The sequence below is a fragment of the Citrobacter sp. S46_ASV_140 genome (genome assembly GCF_018919545.1).
Lineage (GTDB): Bacteria > Pseudomonadota > Gammaproteobacteria > Enterobacterales > Enterobacteriaceae > Citrobacter > Citrobacter braakii.
Genome location: NZ_JAHLRC010000064.1, coordinates 1 through 23567 on the forward strand (window position 1 = coordinate 1; position 23567 = coordinate 23567).

The window sequence follows — 23567 nt, forward strand, 5'->3', positions numbered from 1 at the left end:
CGCTTTACTCATCTGGATTGGGGTTGCTGTCCAGTAACCCTGGCCGATGCCGACGGGAATGGTATCACCCTGATACCATGGCTTTTTAAACCGTTTTTGCTTCCACTCGCGGGTTGGCATATTGCCAGAGCGTTCTTCGGCAAGATCGATGCCCGTATATTTGCCGTAGCCAAATTTGCTCATCCACTCTGAAAGCCGGTCAATCCCCATATCATAGGCGATTTGATAGAAAAACGTATCCGCGGACTCTTCCAGAGAGCGGGTGATATTCAGATGGCCGTGCCCCCACTTTTTCCAGTCGCGGTAACGTTTTTCAGAGCCCGGTAGCTGCCACCAGCCCGGATCGAACAGGCCGGTATTGCGGGTGATGACGCCTGCGCTTAACGCAGAAACCGCAACGTAAGGTTTAACCGTCGAAGCAGGGGGGTAAACACCCTGTGTAGCGCGGTTAACCAAGGGGGTGTTCGGGTCATTGAGCAACCCGGAATAATCTTTACTGGAGATACCATCCACGAACAGATTCGGGTCATAGCTAGGCATAGATACTAGTGCCAGAACGCCACCGGTACGCGGGTCGGTAACCACCACGGCGGCACGGCTGCCCGCCAGCAGCGTTTCAATATACTGCTGGAGTTTCAAATCAAGGGTGAGATAGATATCGTGCCCGGCCTGCGGCGCCACTTCTTTCAGTTGGCGAATGACGCGGCCGCGGTTGTTCACTTCAACTTCTTCATACCCGGTTTGGCCGTGAAGCACGTCCTCATAATAGCGTTCAATACCCAGCTTGCCGATGTCATGCGTTGCCGCGTAGTTAGCCAGTTTACCGTCTTTGTCCAGGCGGTCTACGTCTTTATCGTTGATCTTCGATACGTAGCCAATTACGTGGGTCAGCGCAGAGCCGTATGGGTAATAGCGGCGTTTATAGCCTTTAACTTCGACCCCAGGAAAGCGATATTGATTCACGGCAAAGCGTGCGACCTGAACTTCAGTCAGGTTGGTTTTTACCGGAATAGAGGTGAAACGGTGTGAACGGGCGCGCTCTTTTTTAAAGGCAGCAATATCGTCGTCCGTCAGGTCTACGACGTTACGCAGCGCGTCGAGGGTATCCTGAATGTTGTCTACCTTTTCCGGCATCATTTCTATCTGATAAATGGTGCGGTTAAGGGCGAGAGGAATTCCGTTGCGGTCATAAATGATGCCGCGACTCGGCGCGATAGGCACCAGTTTGATGCGGTTTTCGTTCGAACGGGTCTGATAATCAGTGAAGCGAACGATTTGCAGATTATAAAGGTTGGCGATCAGCACGCCGGTTAGCAGCAAAATCCCCAAAAAAGCGACCAGCGCCCGGCGCACAAACAGCGCGGACTCAGCCGAATAGTCGCGAAAAGAATTCTGTAGTTTCATCCGCTGCTTAATCTACTCAAGAATCAATGATCACTCACGGTGATAAGGATGGTTGGTGGTAATGCTCCACGCCCTGTACAGACTCTCCGCAACCAGAACCCGAACAAGAGGGTGTGGAAGGGTTAATGCAGAGAGTGACCAGCTTTGTTCCGCTGCGGCTTTACAGGCAGGAGAGAGACCTTCCGGCCCGCCAATTAACAGACTGACGTCACGACCGTCCAGTTTCCAGCGCTCCAGTTCGGTCGCCAGCTGCGGCGTGTCCCAGGGTTTACCCGGGATATCAAGGGTGACGATGCGGTTTTTGCCTGCGGCAGCCAGCATCTGCTCACCCTCTTTGTCGAGAATGCGTTTAATGTCCGCGTTCTTGCCGCGCTTTCCTGCCGGGATTTCGATCAGCTCAAAGGGCATATCTTTCGGAAACCGACGGAGATACTCGGTAAATCCGGTTTGTACCCAGTCAGGCATTTTCGTACCCACAGCGACAAGTTGCAGCTTCACGCATTAACTCCAGAGTTTTTCCAGTTCATACAGGCGACGACTCTCTTCCTGCATCACGTGGACAATCACATCGCCGAGGTCAACGACGATCCAGTCAGCGACATTCTCGCCTTCAACGCCGAGCGGCAGCAGGCCAGCAGTGCGGGACTCCTGAACCACGTGGTCTGCAATAGACATAACGTGACGGCTGGATGTACCGGTGCAGATAATCATGCAATCAGTGATGCTGGATTTGCCCTGAACGTCTAAGGCGATGATGTCTTGACCTTTCAGGTCATCAATTTTGTCGATTACAAAATCCTGGAGTGCTTTACCCTGCAAGTGTTCCCCCTGGGTGAAAAGAGTTAAAAACGTCTGTTAGTATACCTGAACCAGAGGCGATATCGGGACAAATGTCTCCGAATGCGCTTGTGAAGTGCGCTATCATCCCACCCCACGCTACAGAATGCATCGCCATTTTTGTAAAACAATTTCTGCAAAGCTCTGAAGGGCGGGAAAAGTCAGGCTGCGGAGAATAACAGCCTGTCATGGGGTGTCAATGGGAGAGAGGCCCTTCGGCATAAAAAACAGCGCTTTCACTCCCCGTCGCGCCATACGGCCCGGCTGTTAAGCACTTTCAGAACCGCAAAATCGTCACAAAAATCAATTGCGCTCCAGCAGCCTTGTTCGACGCGGAAATGCCACATTGCCGCAGCGGGCATGGACAGCAGACGGGCGATCAACACGCTCAGCACGCCTTGATGACTCACCACCAGCAGATTTTGGCACGCTTTATAATCAGCAAGCTGGGCAATGAAACGTTCCACTCGCTGGGAAAACGCCTGAAAACCTTCGCCATTGGTGGGCGTCGCATTCTGCCAGTCGTTACACCACACGGCGTAATTTTCGGCGTCTTCGCGCGCCAGATCGCGATGGTGACGCATTTCCCAGTCACCAAAAAACATCTCATTAAGCTCAGGCATGTTGCGCACAGGAACTTCACGTTCCGCCAGAATCAACTGCGTTGTATGGCGGGCGCGTTCCAGTTCGCTGCACAGAACGTTGTCGACAGGGACATTGCGTAACAGCGTACCCAGCGTTTGCGCCTGAGCGATCCCCCGTTCCGTTAGCGGTGTGGGGGCGTGGCCGCTATATAAACCAGCGACATTGGCTTCGGTTTCGCCATGACGTACTAACCAGAGTCTCATGTTTTCCTCGTGAGGCTATTCGCACAAAATATGATGTTTGCCCTGATTGCGCAGTGATTTTTCACTAAAATACCCTTTTTTACGTGGAGCGGCACGATGTCTTTATTGAAGAGCGCACATGGCGGTAACACCCGAGAAGCCGCCGAATTGTTGGGCATCTTGCCTGAACAGTTGCTGGATTTTAGCGCGAATATTAACCCGCTGGGTATGCCAGTAAGTTTAAAACGGGCGATTATCGACAATCTGGACTGCACGGAGCGTTACCCGGATGTCGATTACGCGCAACTGCATGCCGCGCTGGCGGAGCATCATCAAATTCCGCCCTCGTGGATCCTGGCCGGGAACGGTGAAACCGAATCCATTTTTACCCTGGTGCATGGCCTGAAGCCACGCCATGCGATGATCGTGACGCCCGGGTTTGCGGAATATCGTCGGGCGCTGCAATGGGGAGAGTGTACGATCCATGAGTTTGCGCTGTGCGAAGACGATGGCTGGCAGCTTACCGATGCGATCCTCGATGCGTTAACGCCTGAGCTGGACTGCCTGTTTCTCTGTACGCCCAATAATCCCACCGGGTTGTTGCTTGAAACCCGCCTGCTGCGTGAAATTGCCACGCGTTGCGAGTCGCTGGGGATCGCCCTGATCCTTGATGAAGCGTTTATCGATTTTATTGCCGGGGAGTCGGGGTTTATCCCGTTACTGCACGAGAACCCGCATATTTGGGTGCTGCGTTCGCTCACCAAATTCTATGCGATCCCGGGACTGCGCCTGGGGTATCTGGTCAACAGTAACGAACAGGCGGTTGCACAGATGCGCAGCCAACAAATGCCGTGGTCAATTAATGCGTTTGCTGCCCTGGCAGGCGAGATTATCTTACGCGATAGCGCGTATCAGCGGGCGACGTGGAAATGGCTGGAACAAGAGGGGGAGCGGTTTGATCAACAACTGCAAGATCTGCCCGGCCTGACGGCGTATCCCGGCCGGGCAAATTATCGTTTATTACGCTGCGATCGTGCGGATATTGATCTGCAACTTGCGTTGCTGAAACAACATGTCTTGATTCGCAGTTGCGCCAATTATCCGGGGCTGGATGCGCGCTATTATCGGGTAGCCGTTCGCAGCCAGGAAGAGAATAACCGCCTGCTGACGGCCTTACGCAAGGCGCTTAGCGGTACAGTCCCTGTTGATTGATATAGTCAAGCACCGCGTCTGGCATCAGGTCGTCGCACGGCTCGCCCTTTTCCAGGCGCTCACGGATGAGCGTGGCGGAGATGTTAAACCACGGCGTTTCGGCCAGGTAAATTTTCCCGCAAGGCAGGTTGTGCAGGTCATCTGCTGAATGGGTCAGATGATCCTCCAGCCATTGCTGGTGTTTTTCCTGCGCCATTTCGAGTGGATAGCCCGGACGTCGGCACACGATGAGGTGGGTATTACCCAGAATCGTGTGGTAGTCATGCCAGGAAGGGAAGGTAAGCAGCGAATCCTGACCAATGATAAACGCTAATGGCACGTTCGGGCCTTGCTCCTCGCGCCACTCTTTTAGCGTTTGCGCGGTGTAGGAGGCGGTATCGCGTTTCAGCTCGCGTTCATCCAGGGAAAACAGCGGTTTATCAGCAATGGCCAGTTCAACCATACGCTTACGTTGCTCACCGGACGCTTCGGGCTGCGCACGATGTGGCGGCACGTTATTGGGCATGATGATGACCCGGGAAAGGCCAATCAGATTCGCCAGAATTTCAACCGGTTTAAGATGACCGTAATGCACCGGATCAAAGGTGCCACCGAACAGAGCCTGCAATGATTTCATATCAACCATCAATAAAAACATCGGCCAGCGATTTATGACAGAGCAAAAGGGAAAGCCCCTCTAGTTCCGCCCACACTGACTGACCATAGTCTTGTTTAAGCGTAATTTCCGTACGCGTTAAAAGCGTAACAGCCTGACGCAGTTGCGCCGGGTTCAGCCGGTTTAGCGCATCTCCCATCATGCCCCGGCGATTTTGCCACACCCGGTGTTTATCAAACAACGTGCGCAAAGGCGTATGGGCCGACTGCCGTTTCAAGTTAACCAGCAACAGCAACTCACGCTGGATCGTACGCAGCAAAATAACCGGCTCGCTACCTTCCAGGCGTAGCTGCTGCAGAATGTGCAGCGCGCGTTTGCTTTTGCCCATTAGCAGCGCGTCTACCCAGTGGAATGGGGTAAAGTGCGCGGCATCGTTAACCGCTTTCTCCACGCGAGGCAGCGTTAACTTGCCGTCAGGCCAAAGCAACGCTAATCGTTCCAGCGCTTGCGCCAGTGCTAACAAATTACCTTCATAGCAATAGCACAAAAGCTGATTGGCCGCGTCATCCAGTTGCAGGTTATTAAGTTTCGCCCTGGCGGCAACCCAGCGAGGAAGCTGTGCTTGTTCCGGCGTCTGGCAGCTTACCTGAACCGCGTTATTCGCAAGCCCCGTATACCATGCGGCGTTTTCCTGTGCCCTGGTGAGTTTGTTGCCGCGAACCATCAGCAGCAGATCGTCATGTAACAGAGTGACGAGTGACGCGAGCTGTTCATTAATGGCGGCATTAGGGCCATTTTCAGGCAATTGCAGAAGCAGGGTTTGACGGCTGGCAAACAGGCTCATCGCCTGGCAGAGTGAAAAAATCTCTCCCCAGTCGGTGCTGTTGTCCAGAGTGAAGGCGTGGTGTTCTTCGAATCCTTGTGTTGCGGCAGCCTGACGGATGGCATCCTGGCTTTCCTGCAATAAGAGGGGATCGTTGCCCAAGAGTAAATACGCCGCGCGCAGCCCTTCATTGAGCTGTGCGCGGAGTTGTTCAGGGTACAACTTGAGCATCAGTTACCCAGCGTGGTGGAGACACGCGCCGGAGATGACGCAGGCGCTGCGGTTTTATTCACCGCAGGATCAGCATTGGATGACTGAGTATCGGCCAGATGTACGCTTGGCAGCTTACGAATCAACTGTTCAGCCGCTTTGTCATACATCTCTTTTATGATCATGTCCTGCTCGTTATCCTTCGCCAGTGCAGCCTGTGGGTTGTCAAAGAACGAACGATAAACTTTGGCGCTGATTGGGTAAATATCATGACCTGGAATCAGCACAGTAGCACTTACGGACATCACCATCTGGTATTCAGCCGTTTGACCGTTCTGGAATACCGATGCCGTATCCTGCGAAAGGCTGACCGCACCCAGACGTAAGGACGTCACATCTTTACGCATGGTACCGTCTTCAAGCAGCGTAACGCCGTTCAGACGCAGCTGATTACGCACCGCGCGGCTTAACGGGCCGTTCGGATCGCCAGAGTTCAGGATCATGGTTTTCATTGAGGGTGGAACCTGCGTAGTACTACGCAGATGCCAGCCACACCCGGCGGTGACAAGCACCGCCAGCGATAACAACAATGTTGTCAGAAGTCGCACGCTTCCTCCCGCGCTTAGCCAACGACCAGATTGAGGAGTTTACCCGGTACATAAATCACTTTACGTACGGTAACGCCATCAAGATATTTTGCCACCAGATGCTCCTGGCCAGCACGTTCACGAACCTGCTCTTCAGTGGCGTTTACCGGAACGGTGATTTTGCCACGTACTTTGCCGTTTACCTGAACCACAACCAGCGTTGAGTCTTCAACCATTGCTGCTTCGTCCGCCACCGGCCACGGCGCGTTGTCGATATCGCCTTCGCCTTTCAGCGCCTGCCACAGGGTGAAGCAAACGTGTGGGGTGAACGGGTTGAGCATGCGTACAACAGCCAGCAATGCTTCCTGCATCAGGGCTCTGTCCTGCTCGTCTGCCTGCGGTGCTTTCGCCAGCTTGTTCATCAGCTCCATAATCGCCGCAATCGCAGTGTTAAAGGTCTGACGACGACCGATATCATCGGTGACTTTAGCAATGGTTTTATGCACGTCGCGACGCAGCGCTTTTTGATCTTCGCTCAACACATCAACGTTCAGGGCAGCAACATCTCCCTGGGACGTATGTTCGTAAACCAGTTTCCAGACACGTTTCAGGAAGCGGTTCGCCCCTTCAACGCCGGATTCCTGCCATTCCAGCGTCATATCAGCCGGAGAAGCGAACATCATGAACAGACGTACGGTGTCGGCGCCGTAGCGTTCAACCATGACCTGCGGGTCGATACCGTTATTTTTCGACTTGGACATCTTGCTCATGCCGGTATACACCAGTTCATGGCCTTCTGCGTCCTTAGCCTTAACGATACGACCTTTTTCGTCACGCTCAACGATGGCATCAACCGGAGAAACCCAGTTACGTTCGCCGTTTGCGCCAACGTAGTAGAACGCATCGGCCAGAACCATCCCCTGACACAGCAGCTGTTTAGCCGGTTCATCAGAGTTGACCATGCCTGCGTCGCGCATCAGTTTGTGGAAGAAGCGGAAGTAGAGCAGGTGCATGATGGCATGTTCAATACCGCCAATGTAGATATCAACCGGCAGCCAGTAGTTCGCCGCGTCGGAATCCAGCATACCTTCCTGATACTGCGGGCAGGTGTAGCGCGCGTAGTACCAGGACGACTCCATAAAGGTATCGAAGGTGTCAGTTTCACGCAGCGCAGGCATACCGTTAACGGTGGTTTTCGCCCACTCCGGATCGGCTTTGATTGGGCTGGTAATGCCGTCCATGACTACGTCTTCCGGCAGAATAACCGGCAGTTGGTCTTCTGGCGTCGGCAGGACGGTACCGTCTTCCAGCGTCACCATCGGAATCGGCGCGCCCCAGTAACGCTGACGGGAAACACCCCAGTCACGCAGACGATAGTTAACTTTACGCTCACCCACGCCTTTAGCTACCAGCTTGTCAGCAATGGCGTTGAAGGCCGCTTCGAAGTCGAGGCCGTCAAACTCACCGGAGTTAAACAGCACGCCTTTTTCGGTCAGCGCTTGTTCAGACAGATCCGGCTCTGCGCCTTCAGCGGTCAGAATTACCGGCTTGATGGTCAGGCCATATTTGGTCGCAAATTCGTAATCGCGCTGATCGTGACCCGGAACGGCCATAACTGCGCCTGTACCGTATTCCATCAGCACGAAGTTTGCTGCCCAAACCGGGATCTCTTCGCCAGTCAGCGGGTGAACGGCTTTGAAACCAGTGTCGACGCCTTTCTTCTCCATGGTCGCCATTTCGGCTTCAGCAACCTTGGTGTTGCGGCATTCGTCAATGAAGGCAGCCAATTCTGGGTTATTTTCAGCGGCTTTCTGCGCCAGCGGATGACCTGCAGCAACCGCCAGGTAGGTCGCACCCATAAAGGTGTCCGGGCGTGTGGTGTAGACGGTCAGCGTGTTGTCGTAATCGTTCACATCGAAGGTGATTTCCACGCCTTCAGAGCGGCCAATCCAGTTGCGCTGCATCGTTTTCACGGTGTCAGGCCAGTGATCCAGATTATCCAGGTCGCGCAGCAGTTCGTCAGCGTAAGCGGTGATTTTGATGAACCACTGCGGGATCTCTTTACGCTCAACTTTGGTATCGCAACGCCAGCAGCAGCCGTCGATAACCTGTTCGTTCGCCAGTACGGTCTGGTCGTTCGGACACCAGTTGACCGCGGACGTTTTCTTGTACACCAGGCCTTTTTTGTACAGCTCGGTGAAGAACTTCTGTTCCCAGCGGTAGTATTCCGGGGTGCAGGTTGCCAGCTCACGGCTCCAGTCGTAACCGAAACCCAGCATTTTGAGCTGGTTTTTCATATAAGCGATGTTGTCGTACGTCCAAGGCGCGGGGGCGGTATTGTTTTTGACCGCTGCACCTTCCGCCGGCAGACCGAACGCATCCCAGCCGATTGGCTGTAATACGTTTTTGCCCAGCATGCGCTGATAGCGAGCGATCACGTCACCGATGGTGTAGTTACGTACGTGGCCCATGTGTAGTCGACCAGAAGGATAGGGAAGCATAGACAGGCAGTAATACTTCTCTTTGCTCTCGTCTTCGGTAACTTCAAATGTGCGCTTCTCATCCCAGTGAAGCTGTACTTTGGATTCTATCTCTTCCGGGCGGTATTGCTCTTGCATGGCAGCCAGTGGTCCTGTTTTCAATACAGCTACAAACGTAGCTCTAGATGTGGTGTTTTAGATCCGCATAGCATAGCCCAAACGCCCGCGCCAAAACAGCCTTTCGCGCATTCAACGTTGAATTCCCGTAAGGATAATTCTTGCACGAATTTACACACTCTGTGGACAGTCTTGCAAAGCGTAGCGTAAATAACGTCTATTATTATAGACAGTTAACGACCCAGGAGGCGAAGCGATGAACAAGGTTGCTCAATATTACCGTGAACTGGTGGCTTCACTGAGTGAACGCCTGCGTAATGGCGAACGCGATATTGATGCGTTGGTGGAACAGGCGCGTCAGCGCGTTATGCAGACCGGGGAGTTAACGCGCACCGAGGTGGAAGAGCTCACCCGGGCCGTCAGACGCGACCTGGAAGAGTTTGCTCTGAGCTATGAAGAAAGCCTCGATGAGGAGACCGACAGCGTCTTTATGCGGGTTATCAAAGAGAGTATCTGGCAGGAACTGGCCGATATTACCGATAAAACGCAGCTCGAATGGCGCGAAGTGTTCCAGGACCTCAGCCATCACGGGGTTTATCACAGCGGCGAGGTGGTCGGGTTGGGCAATCTGGTCTGCGAGAAGTGCCACTTCCATTTGGCGGTGTACACTCCTGATGTGCTGCCGCTATGCCCGAAATGCGGACACGATCAGTTCCAGCGTCGACCGTTTGAGCCGTGATTTTCACCTGAGAGCCGCTAACGCGGCTCTGTGAGGGATTGCGAATGTGTTACGCCACAACGCGTTGATTCCAGGCATCTGTATAGATGATATTTCCATCGCAATGCTTCCATGTGATGCTTTCATAGCGTAGCAGAATGGTTTCAAGATGTGTCCCGGTTGAAGCTCCAGGATAAAGATCTGCGGTAATGGATGTGATTTTTACATTGTTTAGAATGATATTAAAATACTCCTTTTCCATTCCAGCTTCGGTGAGCGTGTACATTTTTATCGTTGCGCATTTAAGTGTCGCTCCTTCGCTTTGAGCCTTATATAGCAGGGGAGTTACACGATCAAATTCTTTCTGAAATTGGATTGGAGCATGAATGCGCGTACCTGTTAGCCGCCCTGTATTACCATCTGTTGGAATATTTACATTATGGGTAAGGGATTTTATTTCTATAGCACCTACTCGATCAGAGACCAGAGACGAACCTACAAGCGGGGAACCATTAGCATCAACTAACCAAAGATAAGCTGGATTAGACATTATAAATTCCTTTTATGTATTGGCTTAATAAATATATAATATTGGGTTATTTGAATTTTTCGAATTTTTCTGTAATGAACGGATAAAACCAAAAAATAGCAATAATACTGATTAGCATTAGCTCCCACCAGTATTCAGGAAATAAATATAACCAGAGTACGGCAAAAAAAATCAAGATTGCTGGGAGTACAAGATTATAGAGTACAACTGATATTAGACTCTTAAACATCGAATCTTTCCATGATTTCGTCGGCAAGCTGATCGAGGTTAGAATAGATACCAGCATGAACTTTCTGAATTATTTCTGAAAGAGCTGGCTCAACGAAGTAATAGTGCATCTCCAGCTTTGCTTGGTAAAGAATCCAATAATAACTTGGAACTATTGCTTTCAGTGCCCGGGCTGCCATAGCTGCTTTTTGCTGAAACCCATAGACCTGCAGAAGATAAACGCCAACTGGCATTTTACCAGCCAGTTTTTGCGCAACGGCTTTTGACAGAAAATCTGACTGTGCAATAGCTTCCGCCATAGCTGAGGCAACAGCAAACCGTGTACCACTTGCCACTGTTATACGAGCAGTAAGGTTTGCTGCGTTGCGAACCATCTTTTGGGCAGATCCTTCTTTGTTACCTTCTTTAACATCTTTGCTCACGGTCAGGAAATATAAATACAGCATATATGTAATAACATCACGGTATCTGAATATAGACATGATGGAATAAACAGTCCTTATCTCTTCAGATTTCAATTCCTGACATACATCATTATATCTGGGGATTAAACAGCTCGAATACCAGCTAGCTCTTTCTATTCCTGAATAAATATCAGAGGCGATACCTTTTGCGGCCTGTATCGTATTTGTGAATCCATTATCAATATATATGGATAACTGCCTGTCATTCTGAAACCTTACCCTGAGATAATCTGAAGCATTCATTCAATGTTCCTCTGATTTGTTGTGCCGGATGTTGCATGATACATTAATCTGCTGGGGGATTTATTCAGTATTACCTGACAAATTAATGAAGTAACGCAGTATTCACGTTCGCTATTAGCTAACAGTAAAATCGCTATGATTCAACATAGCGATCTTACTCAATGATAAATATCAGGCGTAAAATTTCAAACGCTCCGCTAGCAGATCGACAAACCCCTGGCGATCCACGTCCACCATTACGGTGGCATTGGGCTTATTGCCGCTCAGGAAGTAGTAGTCAACCACGGTCATTCCCTGGGTGTATTTGCCCTGAGTTTCCACACCAACCCAGCGTTCAACGGTGGTAAACAGTTCAGGTTTCAGCAGCCAAGCAATGGTGCATGGATCGTGCAGCGGCGCGCCAATAAATCCCCATTTTTCATCTTTGTGATATTCAAAGAAGAAGTCGAGTAGCTCAGCAACGATTGTCGAAATGGGATTGCCGATAGCGCGGAACCGTTCGGTATCTTCACGATGTATTTGCGCTTTATGCGTGACATCCAGTCCAGCCATCACCACCGGAATGCCCGACTGGAACACGATCTCAGCGGCTTCTGGATCCACGAAGATGTTGAACTCAGCGGCGGGCGTCCAGTTTCCGAGGCCCATTGCACCACCCATGATCACGATACGGGCAATTTTGGGGTGCAGTTCAGGATGGCTATTCAGTAGCAATGCCACGTTAGTTTGCGGCCCGGTGGAGACAATCGTCACCGGTTCCTGACTGTTACGCAGGGTTTTCGCCATCAATTCCACGGCGGTGCAGTCCTGTGGAGCAAAAGCGGGTTCAGGCAGCGCCGGGCCATCAAGCCCGCTCTCACCGTGGACGTTATCGGCAATTATCAGGTCGCGCATCAGCGGTTTGACTGCGCCACCGGCCACTGGGATATCCGTACGGTTGAGCAACGTTAACATACGCAATACGTTACGCAGCGTTTTGTCGGGGGTCTGGTTACCGGCAGAGGAGGTTATCGCTTTCACATCCAGTTCAGGTGAAGCGAGGGCTAGAACAATTGCGATAGCGTCGTCATGACCTGGATCGCAATCAAACAGGATAGGAAGTGCCATTGTTGCTCCTTGTAAGTGGGACTTTGTGACAAGGTTAACGCTGGGCTGTGCCTGTTTCGAGAAGTGAAGAGATAAATCGTGAGGTGGCGCGCACATGGAGGTGCGCGCCAGCAAAATTAGTGCAGGATTTTCGCGAGGAAGTCTTTGGCACGGTCTGATTTTGGATTAGCGAAGAACTCTTCTTTCGGTGAGTCTTCAACAATCTTCCCTTCATCCATGAAGATCACCCGGTTAGCCACTTTACGCGCAAAGCCCATTTCGTGGGTAACCACCATCATGGTCATCCCTTCATTGGCCAGTTCAACCATGACGTCCAGTACTTCGTTGATCATTTCTGGGTCGAGCGCTGACGTCGGTTCGTCAAACAGCATAGCGATAGGATCCATGCACAGCGCCCGAGCGATGGCGACACGCTGTTGCTGGCCCCCGGAGAGCTGAGCTGGAAACTTCTCGGCATGCGCTGACAGACCAACGCGTTCCAGTAACTTTTGCGCTTTGTCGCGGGCCGGCTTTTTATCGCGTTTAAGCACTTTTACCTGCGCCAGAGTCAGGTTCTCAATAATCGACAGATGCGGGAACAGTTCAAAGTGCTGGAACACCATGCCAACGCGGGAGCGCAGTTTGGCCAAATCGGTCTTTTTATCATTCACCACGGTACCATCAACGGTGATGACGCCCTGTTGTACCGGCTCCAGCCCGTTCACCGTTTTGATAAGCGTTGATTTACCTGAACCTGACGGGCCGCAGACCACCACCACTTCACCTTTTTTCACTTCCGTGGAGCAGTCGGTCAGCACCTGAAAGTGACCATACCATTTAGAAACATTTTTCAGGGTAATCATTAAACTGTCCTTTTCTTCAAATAGCTGACCAACAACGATGCGCTCAGACTGAATACAAAATAAACGGCGCCAGCGAACAGGATCATTTCAACCTGCGTGCCGTCACGCTCGCCAATGGTGGAGGCGGTACGGAAGAAGTCTGCCAGACTCAATACATAGACCAGCGAGGTATCCTGGAAGAGTACGATGCCTTGGGTAAGCAGCAGCGGCACCATCGCGCGAAATGCCTGCGGCAGAATGATGAGCTTCATCGACTGCCAATGGGTCATCCCCAGCGCCAGCGCGGCACTGGACTGCCCGCGAGAAATACTCTGGATACCGGCGCGGATAATCTCGGAATAGTACGCGGCTTCAAACATCGAAAATGCGACCATCGCTGAGATCAGGCGAATATCGGTTTTTGGCGACAGACCCAGCACGTTTTGCAGGAAGCCGGGCACAATCAGGTAGAACCACAGCAGCACCATCACCAGCGGAATGGAGCGGAATACGTTGACGTAGCCCTTCGCAAACCAGGCAATTGGCGCGAAGCTGGACAGACGCATTACCGCAAGGATGGTCCCCCAGACGATACCAATGACGACTGCCGTGACGGTGATTTTCAGCGTGATGATCAGCCCATCCAGCAGATACGGCAGGGAAGGGACGATAGAACTCCAGTCAAACTCGTACATTATTTGCCTCCCAAATTGCCAGGCAGGCGGATTTTGCGTTCGACGAGATTCATCACCAGCATGATGACGGCGTTAATCAGAACGTAGGCCAGAGTGATGGCCGTAAACGATTCCCATGCGTGGGCGGAGTAATCCAGTAGTTTTCCCGCTTGCGCAGCCATATCGACCAGGCCGATAGTGGAGGCGATTGCGGAGTTCTTTACCAGGTTCATCATCTCTGAGGTCATTGGCGGAACAATCACGCGGTAAGCGTTTGGCAGCAGAACATAGCGGTAGGCCTGCGGCAACGTCAGCCCCATCGCCAGCGCGGCATTTTTCTGCCCGCGAGGCAGAGACTGAATAGCGGCACGAACCTGTTCGCAGACGCGCGCAGCGGTAAACAGCCCCAGACAAAGCATGGATGAGAGGAAGAACTGAATGTTGGGATCCAGTTCTGACTTAAACCACATCCCGATGTTTTCCGGCAGCAGTTCAGGAATGACCAGATACCAGGTAAAAAACTGGACGATGAGCGGAACGTTACGAAACAGCTCGACGTACAGCGTGCCGATCCCGGAAAGGAAACGATTTGGTACGGTACGTAAGATGCCGAATAAAGAGCCGATGAGGAAAGCGATAACCCAGGCGGTGATAGATAACGCGACAGTGACCTGGAAACCACTCCAGAGCCAGCCGAGATAGGTGGTGTTGCCGAACGGGGCTTGTTGTAAAAAAATACCCCAGTTCCAGTCTATAGACATAAATCTACTCCAGAAAAAAAAGGGTAGCAGCGCTACCCCCGAAGATTGTTATTCAGCGTTTTGCGGTTTTCAGGCCTGATGGGGAACGACCATCAGGCTTATAGTCTGTCCGTGCTGAGTAGCAATCGAGAGGGAGGGGAAGCCTCCCTGATTACACTTCATCCTTCAAGATGTCTCGTTGTTGGCTGCCTTTATTCATCCCGGTTACTTACTCATGTAAGCGCCCGAGAATTCGCTCAGTTGCCGCCTCGATATAACTTGAAAGGTTTTGTGTACTCTTCTAATTAATTAGTTAAGCGCTTTATCATTCGGTTCTTTGAACAGGGCTTTCATCTCGTCTGACAGTTCGAAATTCATGTTCAGGTTCTTCGGTGGAATTGGATTTTTAAACCACTTATCAAACCATTTCTCAGCTTCGCCTGAGGTCTGCGCCTTGGCGATAGTGTCATCCATCAGCTTTTTGAACTGAGGGTCATCTTTACGCAGCATGCAGCCGTAAGCTTCCTGAGACTGCGGCTTGCCGACGATCTCCCAGTTGTCTGGTTTCTTCGCCTTCGCGCGCTCGCCAGCCAGCAGGGCGTCATCCATCATAAAGGCAACGGCGCGGCCGCTTTCCAGAGTACGGAAAGAGTCACCGTGGTCTTTCGCGCTGATGATGCGCATATCCATTTTTTGCTCTTCATTCAGCTTGTGCAGCAGCACCTCTGAGGTGGTACCCGAAGTCACGACTACGGCTTTACCTTTCAGATCGGCGAAATCTTTGACGTCGCCGCCTTTTTTCGCCAGCAGACGAGTACCAACAACGAAAATGGTGTCAGAGAAAGCCGCTTGTTTTTGGCGCTCGACGTTGTTGGTTGTGGAGCCACATTCAAAGTCGAAGGTGCCGTTTTGCAGCAGCGGGATACGGTTTTGTGAAGTAATCGGGATCAGTTTCACCTGCAGGTCAGGCTTGTTCAGCTTTTTCTTCACGGCTTCAACGATCGCGTTGGAGTAATCCTGTGAATAACCGACCACTTTTTGTTGATTATCGTAGTAAGAAAACGGTACCGATGATTCACGGTGGCCGACCACAATCACGCCGTTTTTGGCGATCTTGTCCAGCGTGCTGCCTGCCGCTGGTGCTGCGTCTTCTGCGTGCGCCAGACCGGCGGACATTCCCATGACCAGCATGGCTGTGGCGAGCTTACGTAATTGCATATCCAACTCCTTTATCGTCTGCGCCAGGGACGCATTGATACCCATTGTGATGTTGTTATTGTTTGCTACTAAAACGTGCAGTCTTGTATATGTTTGTTAACATTTAGTTTGGATGAATGTAAAGAATTTGCTGTTTTATTGTTTATTTTTGCGAGGTGCGCCGCACCATTTGGGGGCAAAAATATCTTGTTGCACTTTTCAGGTGCTACCGGCGCTCAACGTTGGTGCGACCAGGTTGCACATTCAGCCAAAACTGCATTTGTCTTGTAGAACAAAGCAATAGACATGCCAGAATGGGGAGCGGGAAATGTTTTGTGGGCCGGATAAGCGAAACGTTATCCGGCCGGGAAAGGAAGGTTACTTACGACGCTGGCGCAGGCTCATTACCACCGCACCAAAGCCAAACAGCGCGGTCAGCAGCCAGAGCGGCCAGTTACCGGTACGGGCATAAGGGGTTAAGCCCGTCGTTGGCGTCACGCTGGTGGTCAGGACCTGGCGGGTAAACTGCGGGATCATCGCCTGAATCTCACCCTGTGGACCAATCACCGCCGTAATACCGTTGTTGGTGCTACGCAGCAGAGGGCGCGCCAGCTCGAGGGAACGCATACGCGCCATCTGGAAGTGCTGCCACGGGCCGATGGATTTACCAAACCAGGCATCGTTGGAAATCGTCAGCAGGTAGTCCGTATCCGGGCGGAAATTATCCCGTACCTGTTCGCCAAGAATGATTTCATAGCAGATGGCGGCCGTCAGCTTAAAGCCGTGCGCATGCAGCTGTGGCTGCACATAAGGCCCACGGCTGAAAGACGACATTGGCAGGTCAAAGAACGGCGCTAATGGGCGCAGGATCGATTCCAGCGGGACGAACTCGCCAAACGGTACCAGATGGTTTTTGTTGTAGCGGTTGCTGGAGTCGTAACTGTACGGGCTGTCTTTACCCAGCGTGATGATGGTGTTGTAGGTGTCGTAACGATTCTGCTTGTTCAGACGCGCGTCAACGATACCGGTAATCAGCGTGCTGTTTTTCGATCTCAGCAGGTCATCCATCATGCCCAGGAAACGCTGCTGATTAATTTCCAGGTCCGGGATAGCGGATTCTGGCCAGATGATCAGCTGTGATTTGCCCATCTCAGGCTGGGTGGCGTCGAGATAAATCTTCAGGGTGTTGAGTAACTGACCTTCATCCCATTTGAGCGACTGCGCAATGTCACCCTGCACCATCGAGACCTGAGTGGTTTTTTCCGGCTCAAGCGTGTACCACTGGATATAGCGCAGCGGAAAGGGCAGAGCAAAGAGCACTAGCGCGGCAATCAGCGGCTTCCAGTTACGCGTCACCAGCGCCAGCGCCAGCAGGCCGCTAACCACCATCAGCAGGAAGTTAATCGCCTCAACGCCCATTACCGGAGCCAGCCCTTTTAACGGACCGTCGATCTGACTGTAGCCGAACTGTAGCCACGGAAAGCCGGTCAGTACCCAGCCGCGCAGGAATTCGGTTATTTGCCAGACGACCGGCGCGGCAATCGCCACGCGTATCCAGGTGGTTTTCGGCCACAGACGCGCCAACACGCCGGCAAACAGGCCGGTGTAGAGGGAAAGGTATGCGGCAAGCAGAACCACGAGGAACACATTAATGGGACCCGGCATACCGCCAAACTGCGCGATGCTGACGTAAACCCAGTTGATGCCGGAGCCAAACAGCCCCAATCCCCAAAAGTAGCCGATTGCGGCAGACTGGAGCGGGCGGCGATTGAAGGTAAGAGCCTGCAGGCCCATCAGCGAAACGATCGCAGCGGGCCAGATGTCATACGGAGAGAAAGCCAGCGTCCCGCAGGCACCGAATAATAACGCCAGCAGCAGGCGAATGCGCTGGCGTTCAATTAATGGGGCAAATGCCATGTAGTCTTAGATCCAGTTTCGGGTTTATTCGTCCAGTTTGGGCTGGGGTGAGTCGTCCGGAATTCTGACATGAACCTGAATAATACGACGGCTGTCGGCCATTGCCACTTTGAACTGGTAACCATCAATGTCGATAGTCTCCCCGCGTGCGGGCAGATGACCAAAGGCCTGCATGACCAGCCCGCCGATGGTATCTACTTCTTCGTCGCTAAAATGGGTACCGAAAGCGTCGTTGAAGTCTTCGATCGGCGCCAGAGCGCGAATGGTCCAGGTGTGGCGACTGAGCTGACGGAAATCGATATCGTCTTCTTCGTCGTACTCATCTTCAATTTCACCCACGATCAGTTCAAGGATGTCCTCAATGGTCACCAGACCTGAGACACCGCCGAATTCGTCGATGACGATAGCCATATGATAACGCTGGGAGCGGAACTCTTTCAGCATGCGGTCAACTCGCTTGCTTTCAGGTACGACAACCGCCTGGCGTAACACTTTCTCCATGCTGAAGGCTTCGGCATCGCTGCGCATAAACGGCAGCAGATCTTTGGCCATCAGAATCCCTTCAATGTGATCTTTGTCTTCGCTGATCACCGGGAAACGCGAGTGGGCAGACTCGATAATGACATCGAGACATTCGTCCAGGGTCTGGTTGCGTTTCAGGGTAATCATCTGAGAGCGAGGGATCATGATGTCGCGCACGCGTTGGTCCGCAATATCCATCACCCCTTCGAGCATATCGCGCGTATCTTCATCGATAAGGTCGTTTTGCCCGGAATCACGGATCAGCTCCAACAGTTCGTCGCGGTTTTTTGGTTCACCGTGGAAAAGTTGGCTCAGTAACAGGGAGAAAAATCCCTTTTTGCTGTTTAAGGTGTCACTACTGTGTGAATTGTCGTCGCTCATGGCGTCGTATGGGTTCTCATGTTAGTTAATACAAAGCTCGTCATGCGTATATTCAGCTGTTGACGGCATGTCTCTTCATCGTACTTCAAACCAGGTAAGCCAGATAAGGCGCAATACCTGATGGCGGCTGCGCCTTATCAGGCTTACAAGATTTCGAAATGCTTATTCTTTCTCGGCAATGTACGGATCCTCATAGCCCAGAGCAAGCATAATCTCTGTTTCTAGGGATTCCATCTCTTCCGCTTCATCGTCTTCGATATGGTCGTAACCGAGTAAATGCAGGCTACCGTGCACCACCATGTGCGCCCAGTGGGCCTCAAGCGGTTTGCCTTGTTCCTGCGCTTCTTTCTCGACTACCTGACGGCAGATTATCAAATCGCCCAGCAGCGGCATTTCAATGCCCGGCGGGGCTTCAAACGGGAAAGAGAGTACGTTGGTTGACTTATCTTTCCCGCGATAGGTCAGGTTCAGCTCGTGGCTTTCCGCGTCATCGACCAGACGAATGGTAACTTCAGACTCTTCCTGAAACTGCGGGATCACCGCATCCAGCCAACCCTGAAACTGACTTTCTGTTGGTAAACCGGATTCGTCTTCACATGCCAGCTGTAAATCGAGAATAACCTGACTCATTTTTGTTCCTGCTCCTGAGCTTCGCGCTTGCGTTCTGCAGCCAGCTCGGCTTTGCGTTTCTGTTCTGCTTCTTCCCAGGCTTCATACGCCGTGACGATACGGGCGACCACCGGGTGGCGAACCACGTCTTCGCTATGGAAGAAATTAAAACTAATTTCGTCAACTTCAGCCAGCACTTCAATGGCATGACGCAGACCGGATTTGGTGCTTCGCGGCAGGTCAATCTGGGTGATATCGCCGGTGATAACCGCTTTGGAGTTAAAGCCGATACGGGTCAGGAACATTTTCATCTGTTCGATGGTGGTGTTCTGGCTCTCATCAAGAATGATGAACGCATCGTTTAACGTACGACCACGCATGTAGGCCAGCGGCGCAACTTCAATGACGTTACGCTCAATCAGCTTTTCGACCTTCTCAAACCCGAGCATTTCGAACAGTGCGTCATACAGCGGTCGTAAGTAGGGATCGACTTTCTGGCTGAGGTCACCCGGCAGGAAGCCGAGTTTTTCGCCCGCTTCCACTGCCGGGCGGGTCAGCAGAATTCGACGGATCTCCTGACGCTCAAGCGCATCGACCGCAGCGGCAACCGCAAGATACGTTTTACCTGTACCCGCAGGGCCAACGCCAAAGGTGATGTCGTGGTCGAGGATATTCGCAATGTATTGTGCCTGGTTCGGCGTACGCGGCTTAATTACCCCGCGCTTGGTTTTGATGTTCACCGCTTTGCCAAATTCCGGCACGCTGTCTGCGCTTTGCTCAAGCACTCGCGCTTCTTTAATTGCCAGATGAATTTGTTCAGGCTCAATGTCCTGCGTCTGACCCCGCATTGGGGCAGTATCGACGTACAGGCTACGTAAAATATCTGCCGCCGCGGTGACGCAAATTGGGCGACCGGTCAGCTTAAAGTGGTTATCACGGCGGTTAATTTCGATGCCGAGGCGACGTTCCAGCTGCTTGATGTTGTCATCAAATGGGCCGCAAAGGCTCAACAGGCGGGCATTGTCTGCGGGTTCAAGGGTGATTTCGCGAGTGTCTATGTTCAAACTGTTCCTCTTTTGCATGTCTTGCCGGACGCTGAACATTTACCGGCATCTAAGGAAATTATTCACGCCATGGGGGAAAGGCGCAAGCATTGCGATAAATATGGGGATGATGAGGTAGATTACAAGGCCCGCCGGGGCAGCGAGCCCAGAAGAGTAAGCCCGATAAGCGTAGCGCCATCGGGCATTGAAGATTAAGGCTGATAAATACCGACGCCCAGATCGTTTTCTTTGCGGGTACGCGCAATAACTGACTCAGGGGATTCAGCGATGCGCAGACCCATTTCGTCTTCGGTGCGCACCACTTTACCGCGCAGGGAGTTCGTCCAGACATCGGTAATTTCTACATCCACGAACTTACCGACCATCTCCGGGTTGCCTTCAAAGTTCACCACTCGGTTATTTTCGGTACGGCCAGACAGTTCCATGATGCTTTTACGCGATGTGCCTTCAACCAGAATGCGCTGGGTCGTGCCGACCATGCGACGGCTCCAGGCCATGGCTTGCTGGTTAATACGCTCCTGCAGAATATACAGGCGCTGTTTTTTCTCTTCTTCCGGCACGTCGTCAACCATATCGGCGGCAGGGGTGCCTGGACGCGCAGAGAAGATAAAGCTGTAGCTCATGTCAAAATTGACGTCTGCAATCAACTTCATGGTCTGCTCGAAATCCTGCGTGGTTTCGCCTGGGAAGCCAACGATGAAGTCGGAGCTAATCTGGATATCCGGACGCGCTGCACGCAGTTTGCGGATGATCGCTTTATATTCCAGCGCGGTATGGGTGCGTCCCATCAGGTTCAGTACGCGATCTGAACCGCTCTGTACCGGCAGGTGCAGGAAGCTCACCAGTTCTGGCGTGTCACGATACACTTCAATGATATCATCGGTGAATTCGATCGGATGGCTGGTGGTGAAGCGGATACGGTCAATGCCATCGATCGCCGCGACCAGCCGCAGCAGATCGGCAAAAGATCCGATCGTGCCGTCGTAGTTCTCACCGCGCCAGGCGTTCACGTTTTGTCCCAGCAGGTTCACTTCACGCACGCCTTGCGCCGCAAGCTGGGCGATTTCAAACAGGATATCGTCCGCCGGACGGCTCACTTCTTCACCGCGGGTGTATGGCACCACGCAGTAAGTACAATATTTATTACAACCTTCCATGATTGACACGAAAGCGCTTGGACCTTCAGCACGCGGTTCCGGTAGGCGGTCGAATTTTTCGATCTCCGGGAAACTGATATCAACCACCGGGCTACGGGTGGTACTTCCACGCACTTTGTTAATCATTTCCGGCAGACGATGCAGGGTTTGCGGCCCAAAAATAATATCGACATAGTGCGCGCGTTGGCGAATATGGTCGCCTTCCTGAGACGCAACACAGCCACCGACACCGATGATCAGCTTGGGGTTTTTCTCTTTTAACAGCTTCCAGCGGCCCAACTGATGGAAGACTTTTTCCTGAGCCTTCTCACGGATAGAGCAGGTATTCAGCAGCAGCACATCCGCTTCTTCGGCCACGTCGGTCAGTTGATACCCATGGGTGGCATCCAGCAGATCGGCCATCTTCGATGAATCGTATTCGTTCATCTGACAGCCCCAGGTTTTAATATGGAGTTTTTTGGTCATCGACTTGCTCTTGCGAAATTGTGGCTGAAATGCAGGGCGCATAGTGTACTGCTTTGGCGCGGTTGTGACCAGTATGACGGATGTCAGCCTCAAGGGGTAAAAAATCCTGTAAACTTACACAATACATGTAACAGGATAATTGACCATGACAAATCAACCAACGGAAATTGCCATTGTCGGCGGGGGGATGGTCGGCGGCGCGCTGGCGCTAGGACTGGCGCAGCATGGATTTACGGTAACGGTCATTGAACATGCCGTTCCCGCGCCGTTTGTGGCTGACGGACAGCCAGATGTCAGAATTTCGGCCATCAGCTCCGCCTCCGTGTCGTTGCTAAAAGGGCTGGGCATCTGGGATACGGTTCAGGGGATGCGCAGCCATCCTTACCGTCGTCTGGAAACGTGGGAATGGGAAAATGCCCATGTGATGTTTGATGCCGCCGAGCTTAAGCTGCCCTTACTGGGCTATATGGTGGAAAACACGGTCCTGCAACAGGCGCTCTGGCAGGCTCTGGACGTTCACCCCAAAGTCACGCTGCGGGTGCCTGCGTCGCTGATCTCTCTGCATCAACATAACGATCGGCATGAGCTTGAGCTGGCTGGTGGCGAAAAAATCAGCGCGAAGCTGGTCATCGGCGCCGATGGCGCAAATTCTCAGGTGCGGAAAATGGCTGGGATTGGTATCCATGCCTGGCAATATGCGCAGTCCTGTATGTTGATAACCGTACAATGCGAGAATTCGCCGGGAGACAGCACCTGGCAGCAATTCACCCCTGACGGTCCGCGCGCATTTTTACCGCTGTTTGATAACTGGGCCTCGCTGGTGTGGTACGACTCACCGGCGCGTATCCGCCAGTTGCAAGGTTTGAATATGTCGCAACTGCAGGCGGAGATCGCCAAACATTTCCCATCGCGACTCGGTAACGTTACGCCTGTCGCAGCGGGGGCATTCCCGCTAACGCGCCGTCACGCGCTGCAATATGTGCAGCCAGGACTGGCGCTGGTGGGTGACGCCGCGCATACCATTCATCCGCTGGCGGGGCAGGGCGTTAATTTGGGGTTCCGTGATGTGGATGCGCTGATTGACGTGCTGGTGAATGCGCGCAGCTACGGTGAGTCCTGGGCAAGTCAGCCGGTGCTGAAGCGCTATCAGAACCGTCGCATGACTGACAATTTCATCATGCAAAGCGGCATGGATCTGTTCTACGCAGGATTTAGCAACAACCTGCAGCCGCTGCGTATCATGCGTAATCTTGGGCTAATGGCCGCAGAGCGCGCCGGTATGTTGAAACGCCAGGCACTCAAGTACGCGTTAGGATTGTAATTCAGACAGGCCTACAGAGAACGTTGTAGGCCTGGTAAGCGTAGTGCCATCAGATAATAAATGCAGAAAAGCAAAAAGCTCGCCGAAGCGAGCTTTTTGAAATTGGCTGGGGTACGAGGATTCGAACCTCGGAATGCTGGTATCAGAAACCAGAGCCTTACCGCTTGGCGATACCCCAACAATTTTTTGGATTTACCGAACGAGTCGATACGTCCTTAATATGGTGGCTACGACGGGATTCGAACCTGTGACCCCATCATTATGAGTGATGTGCTCTAACCAGCTGAGCTACGTAGC

The 23567-nt window shown here is 52.4% G+C and carries 23 protein-coding genes and 1 tRNA gene; 3 read left to right on the forward strand and 21 right to left on the reverse strand.

Annotation, left to right across the window (positions count from 1 at the left end):
• The 4 genes from mrdA to KQJ19_RS15735 all read right to left on the reverse strand — a co-directional run.
• The coding region (mrdA, locus tag KQJ19_RS15720) for a peptidoglycan DD-transpeptidase MrdA (RefSeq protein WP_216403836.1) at positions 1-1404 on the reverse strand (1404 nt) is incomplete at its 3' end.
• 30 nt (positions 1405-1434) lie between these two features.
• Positions 1435-1902: a 23S rRNA (pseudouridine(1915)-N(3))-methyltransferase RlmH gene (gene rlmH, locus KQJ19_RS15725; protein WP_003022725.1), complete on the reverse strand. Its 468-nt coding sequence runs from the start codon at positions 1900-1902 to the stop codon at positions 1435-1437.
• Between the two features lie 3 nt (positions 1903-1905).
• Entirely contained in the window at positions 1906-2223 is a 318-nt protein-coding gene (gene rsfS / locus KQJ19_RS15730; RefSeq protein WP_003022728.1) for a ribosome silencing factor, read from the reverse strand.
• Positions 2224-2477: 254 nt separating this feature from the next.
• Complete coding sequence (locus tag KQJ19_RS15735) at positions 2478-3089, reverse strand: adenosylcobalamin/alpha-ribazole phosphatase (RefSeq protein ID WP_046274589.1); 612 nt, start codon at positions 3087-3089, stop codon at positions 2478-2480.
• Between the two features lie 96 nt (positions 3090-3185).
• Here KQJ19_RS15735 and cobD point away from each other — a divergent pair, with 96 nt between their 5' ends.
• On the forward strand, positions 3186-4280 hold the full coding sequence (gene cobD, locus KQJ19_RS15740) for a threonine-phosphate decarboxylase CobD (RefSeq protein ID WP_216403837.1): 1095 nt from the start codon (positions 3186-3188) through the stop codon (positions 4278-4280).
• On the opposite strand, the gene nadD is transcribed toward cobD, so the two are convergent.
• Genes nadD through leuS form a run of 4 tightly spaced genes read right to left on the reverse strand, consistent with a single transcriptional unit; the run spans position 4255 to position 9113 of the window.
• The gene (gene nadD / locus KQJ19_RS15745; protein ID WP_087121840.1) at positions 4255-4896 is read right to left on the reverse strand and encodes a nicotinate-nucleotide adenylyltransferase; all 642 of its coding nucleotides are present in this window, start codon (positions 4894-4896) and stop codon (positions 4255-4257) included. The genes cobD and nadD overlap by 26 nt on opposite strands.
• A 1-nt stretch (position 4897) precedes the next feature.
• Complete coding sequence (gene holA / locus KQJ19_RS15750; RefSeq protein ID WP_046274591.1) at positions 4898-5929, reverse strand: DNA polymerase III subunit delta; 1032 nt, start codon at positions 5927-5929, stop codon at positions 4898-4900.
• A complete protein-coding gene (gene lptE / locus KQJ19_RS15755; protein WP_216403838.1) occupies positions 5929-6516 on the reverse strand; it encodes an LPS assembly lipoprotein LptE in 588 nt (195 codons plus the stop codon). Before lptE ends, holA begins: the two co-directional genes overlap by 1 nt.
• A 14-nt stretch (positions 6517-6530) precedes the next feature.
• Positions 6531-9113, reverse strand: a complete 2583-nt coding sequence (gene leuS / locus KQJ19_RS15760) for a leucine--tRNA ligase (protein WP_049040670.1) — start codon at positions 9111-9113, stop codon at positions 6531-6533.
• A gap of 235 nt (positions 9114-9348) precedes the next feature.
• Here leuS and KQJ19_RS15765 point away from each other — a divergent pair, with 235 nt between their 5' ends.
• Entirely contained in the window at positions 9349-9831 is a 483-nt protein-coding gene (locus tag KQJ19_RS15765; RefSeq protein WP_003022748.1) for a zinc ribbon-containing protein, read from the forward strand.
• A gap of 49 nt (positions 9832-9880) precedes the next feature.
• Here the strand turns inward: KQJ19_RS15765 and tssD are convergent, their stop codons facing one another.
• The 12 genes from tssD to miaB all read right to left on the reverse strand — a co-directional run bounded on the left by tssD (position 9881) and on the right by miaB (position 21949).
• Positions 9881-10360, reverse strand: a complete 480-nt coding sequence (tssD, locus tag KQJ19_RS15770) for a type VI secretion system tube protein TssD (RefSeq protein ID WP_181628985.1) — start codon at positions 10358-10360, stop codon at positions 9881-9883.
• Positions 10361-10581: 221 nt separating this feature from the next.
• Complete coding sequence (locus KQJ19_RS15775; protein WP_216403839.1) at positions 10582-11295, reverse strand: hypothetical protein; 714 nt, start codon at positions 11293-11295, stop codon at positions 10582-10584.
• Between the two features lie 171 nt (positions 11296-11466).
• Complete coding sequence (gene rihA / locus KQJ19_RS15780) at positions 11467-12402, reverse strand: pyrimidine-specific ribonucleoside hydrolase RihA (RefSeq protein ID WP_047501740.1); 936 nt, start codon at positions 12400-12402, stop codon at positions 11467-11469.
• Between the two features lie 116 nt (positions 12403-12518).
• Positions 12519-13244, reverse strand: coding sequence for a glutamate/aspartate ABC transporter ATP-binding protein GltL (gene gltL, locus KQJ19_RS15785; RefSeq protein ID WP_003022754.1), 726 nt, complete (start codon positions 13242-13244; stop codon positions 12519-12521).
• Positions 13244-13918, reverse strand: coding sequence for a glutamate/aspartate ABC transporter permease GltK (gene gltK / locus KQJ19_RS15790; protein WP_003022757.1), 675 nt, complete (start codon positions 13916-13918; stop codon positions 13244-13246). Before gltK ends, gltL begins: the two co-directional genes overlap by 1 nt.
• A complete protein-coding gene (gltJ, locus tag KQJ19_RS15795; protein ID WP_016152241.1) occupies positions 13918-14658 on the reverse strand; it encodes a glutamate/aspartate ABC transporter permease GltJ in 741 nt (246 codons plus the stop codon). Before gltJ ends, gltK begins: the two co-directional genes overlap by 1 nt.
• A gap of 288 nt (positions 14659-14946) precedes the next feature.
• Positions 14947-15855: a glutamate/aspartate ABC transporter substrate-binding protein GltI gene (gene gltI, locus KQJ19_RS15800; protein WP_016152242.1), complete on the reverse strand. Its 909-nt coding sequence runs from the start codon at positions 15853-15855 to the stop codon at positions 14947-14949.
• A 357-nt stretch (positions 15856-16212) separates the two neighbouring features.
• Positions 16213-17751, reverse strand: coding sequence for an apolipoprotein N-acyltransferase (lnt, locus tag KQJ19_RS15805; protein ID WP_047501738.1), 1539 nt, complete (start codon positions 17749-17751; stop codon positions 16213-16215).
• Between the two features lie 24 nt (positions 17752-17775).
• Positions 17776-18654: a CNNM family magnesium/cobalt transport protein CorC gene (gene corC, locus KQJ19_RS15810; protein WP_005121418.1), complete on the reverse strand. Its 879-nt coding sequence runs from the start codon at positions 18652-18654 to the stop codon at positions 17776-17778.
• A 162-nt stretch (positions 18655-18816) separates the two neighbouring features.
• Positions 18817-19284 carry an rRNA maturation RNase YbeY gene (gene ybeY, locus KQJ19_RS15815; protein WP_003835559.1) on the reverse strand — a complete coding sequence of 156 codons (468 nt, stop codon included), beginning with the start codon at positions 19282-19284 and terminating at the stop codon, positions 18817-18819.
• On the reverse strand, positions 19281-20327 hold the full coding sequence (locus KQJ19_RS15820) for a PhoH family protein (RefSeq protein WP_019076268.1): 1047 nt from the start codon (positions 20325-20327) through the stop codon (positions 19281-19283). Before KQJ19_RS15820 ends, ybeY begins: the two co-directional genes overlap by 4 nt.
• Positions 20328-20518: 191 nt before the next feature.
• On the reverse strand, positions 20519-21949 hold the full coding sequence (gene miaB / locus KQJ19_RS15825) for a tRNA (N6-isopentenyl adenosine(37)-C2)-methylthiotransferase MiaB (protein WP_016152245.1): 1431 nt from the start codon (positions 21947-21949) through the stop codon (positions 20519-20521).
• Between the two features lie 145 nt (positions 21950-22094).
• Here miaB and ubiF point away from each other — a divergent pair, with 145 nt between their 5' ends.
• Positions 22095-23270, forward strand: coding sequence for a 3-demethoxyubiquinol 3-hydroxylase (gene ubiF, locus KQJ19_RS15830; protein ID WP_216403840.1), 1176 nt, complete (start codon positions 22095-22097; stop codon positions 23268-23270).
• A gap of 103 nt (positions 23271-23373) precedes the next feature.
• On the opposite strand, the gene KQJ19_RS15835 is transcribed toward ubiF, so the two are convergent.
• Positions 23374-23448: transfer RNA gene (locus tag KQJ19_RS15835), tRNA-Gln, on the reverse strand.
• Positions 23449-23567 lie beyond the last annotated feature (119 nt).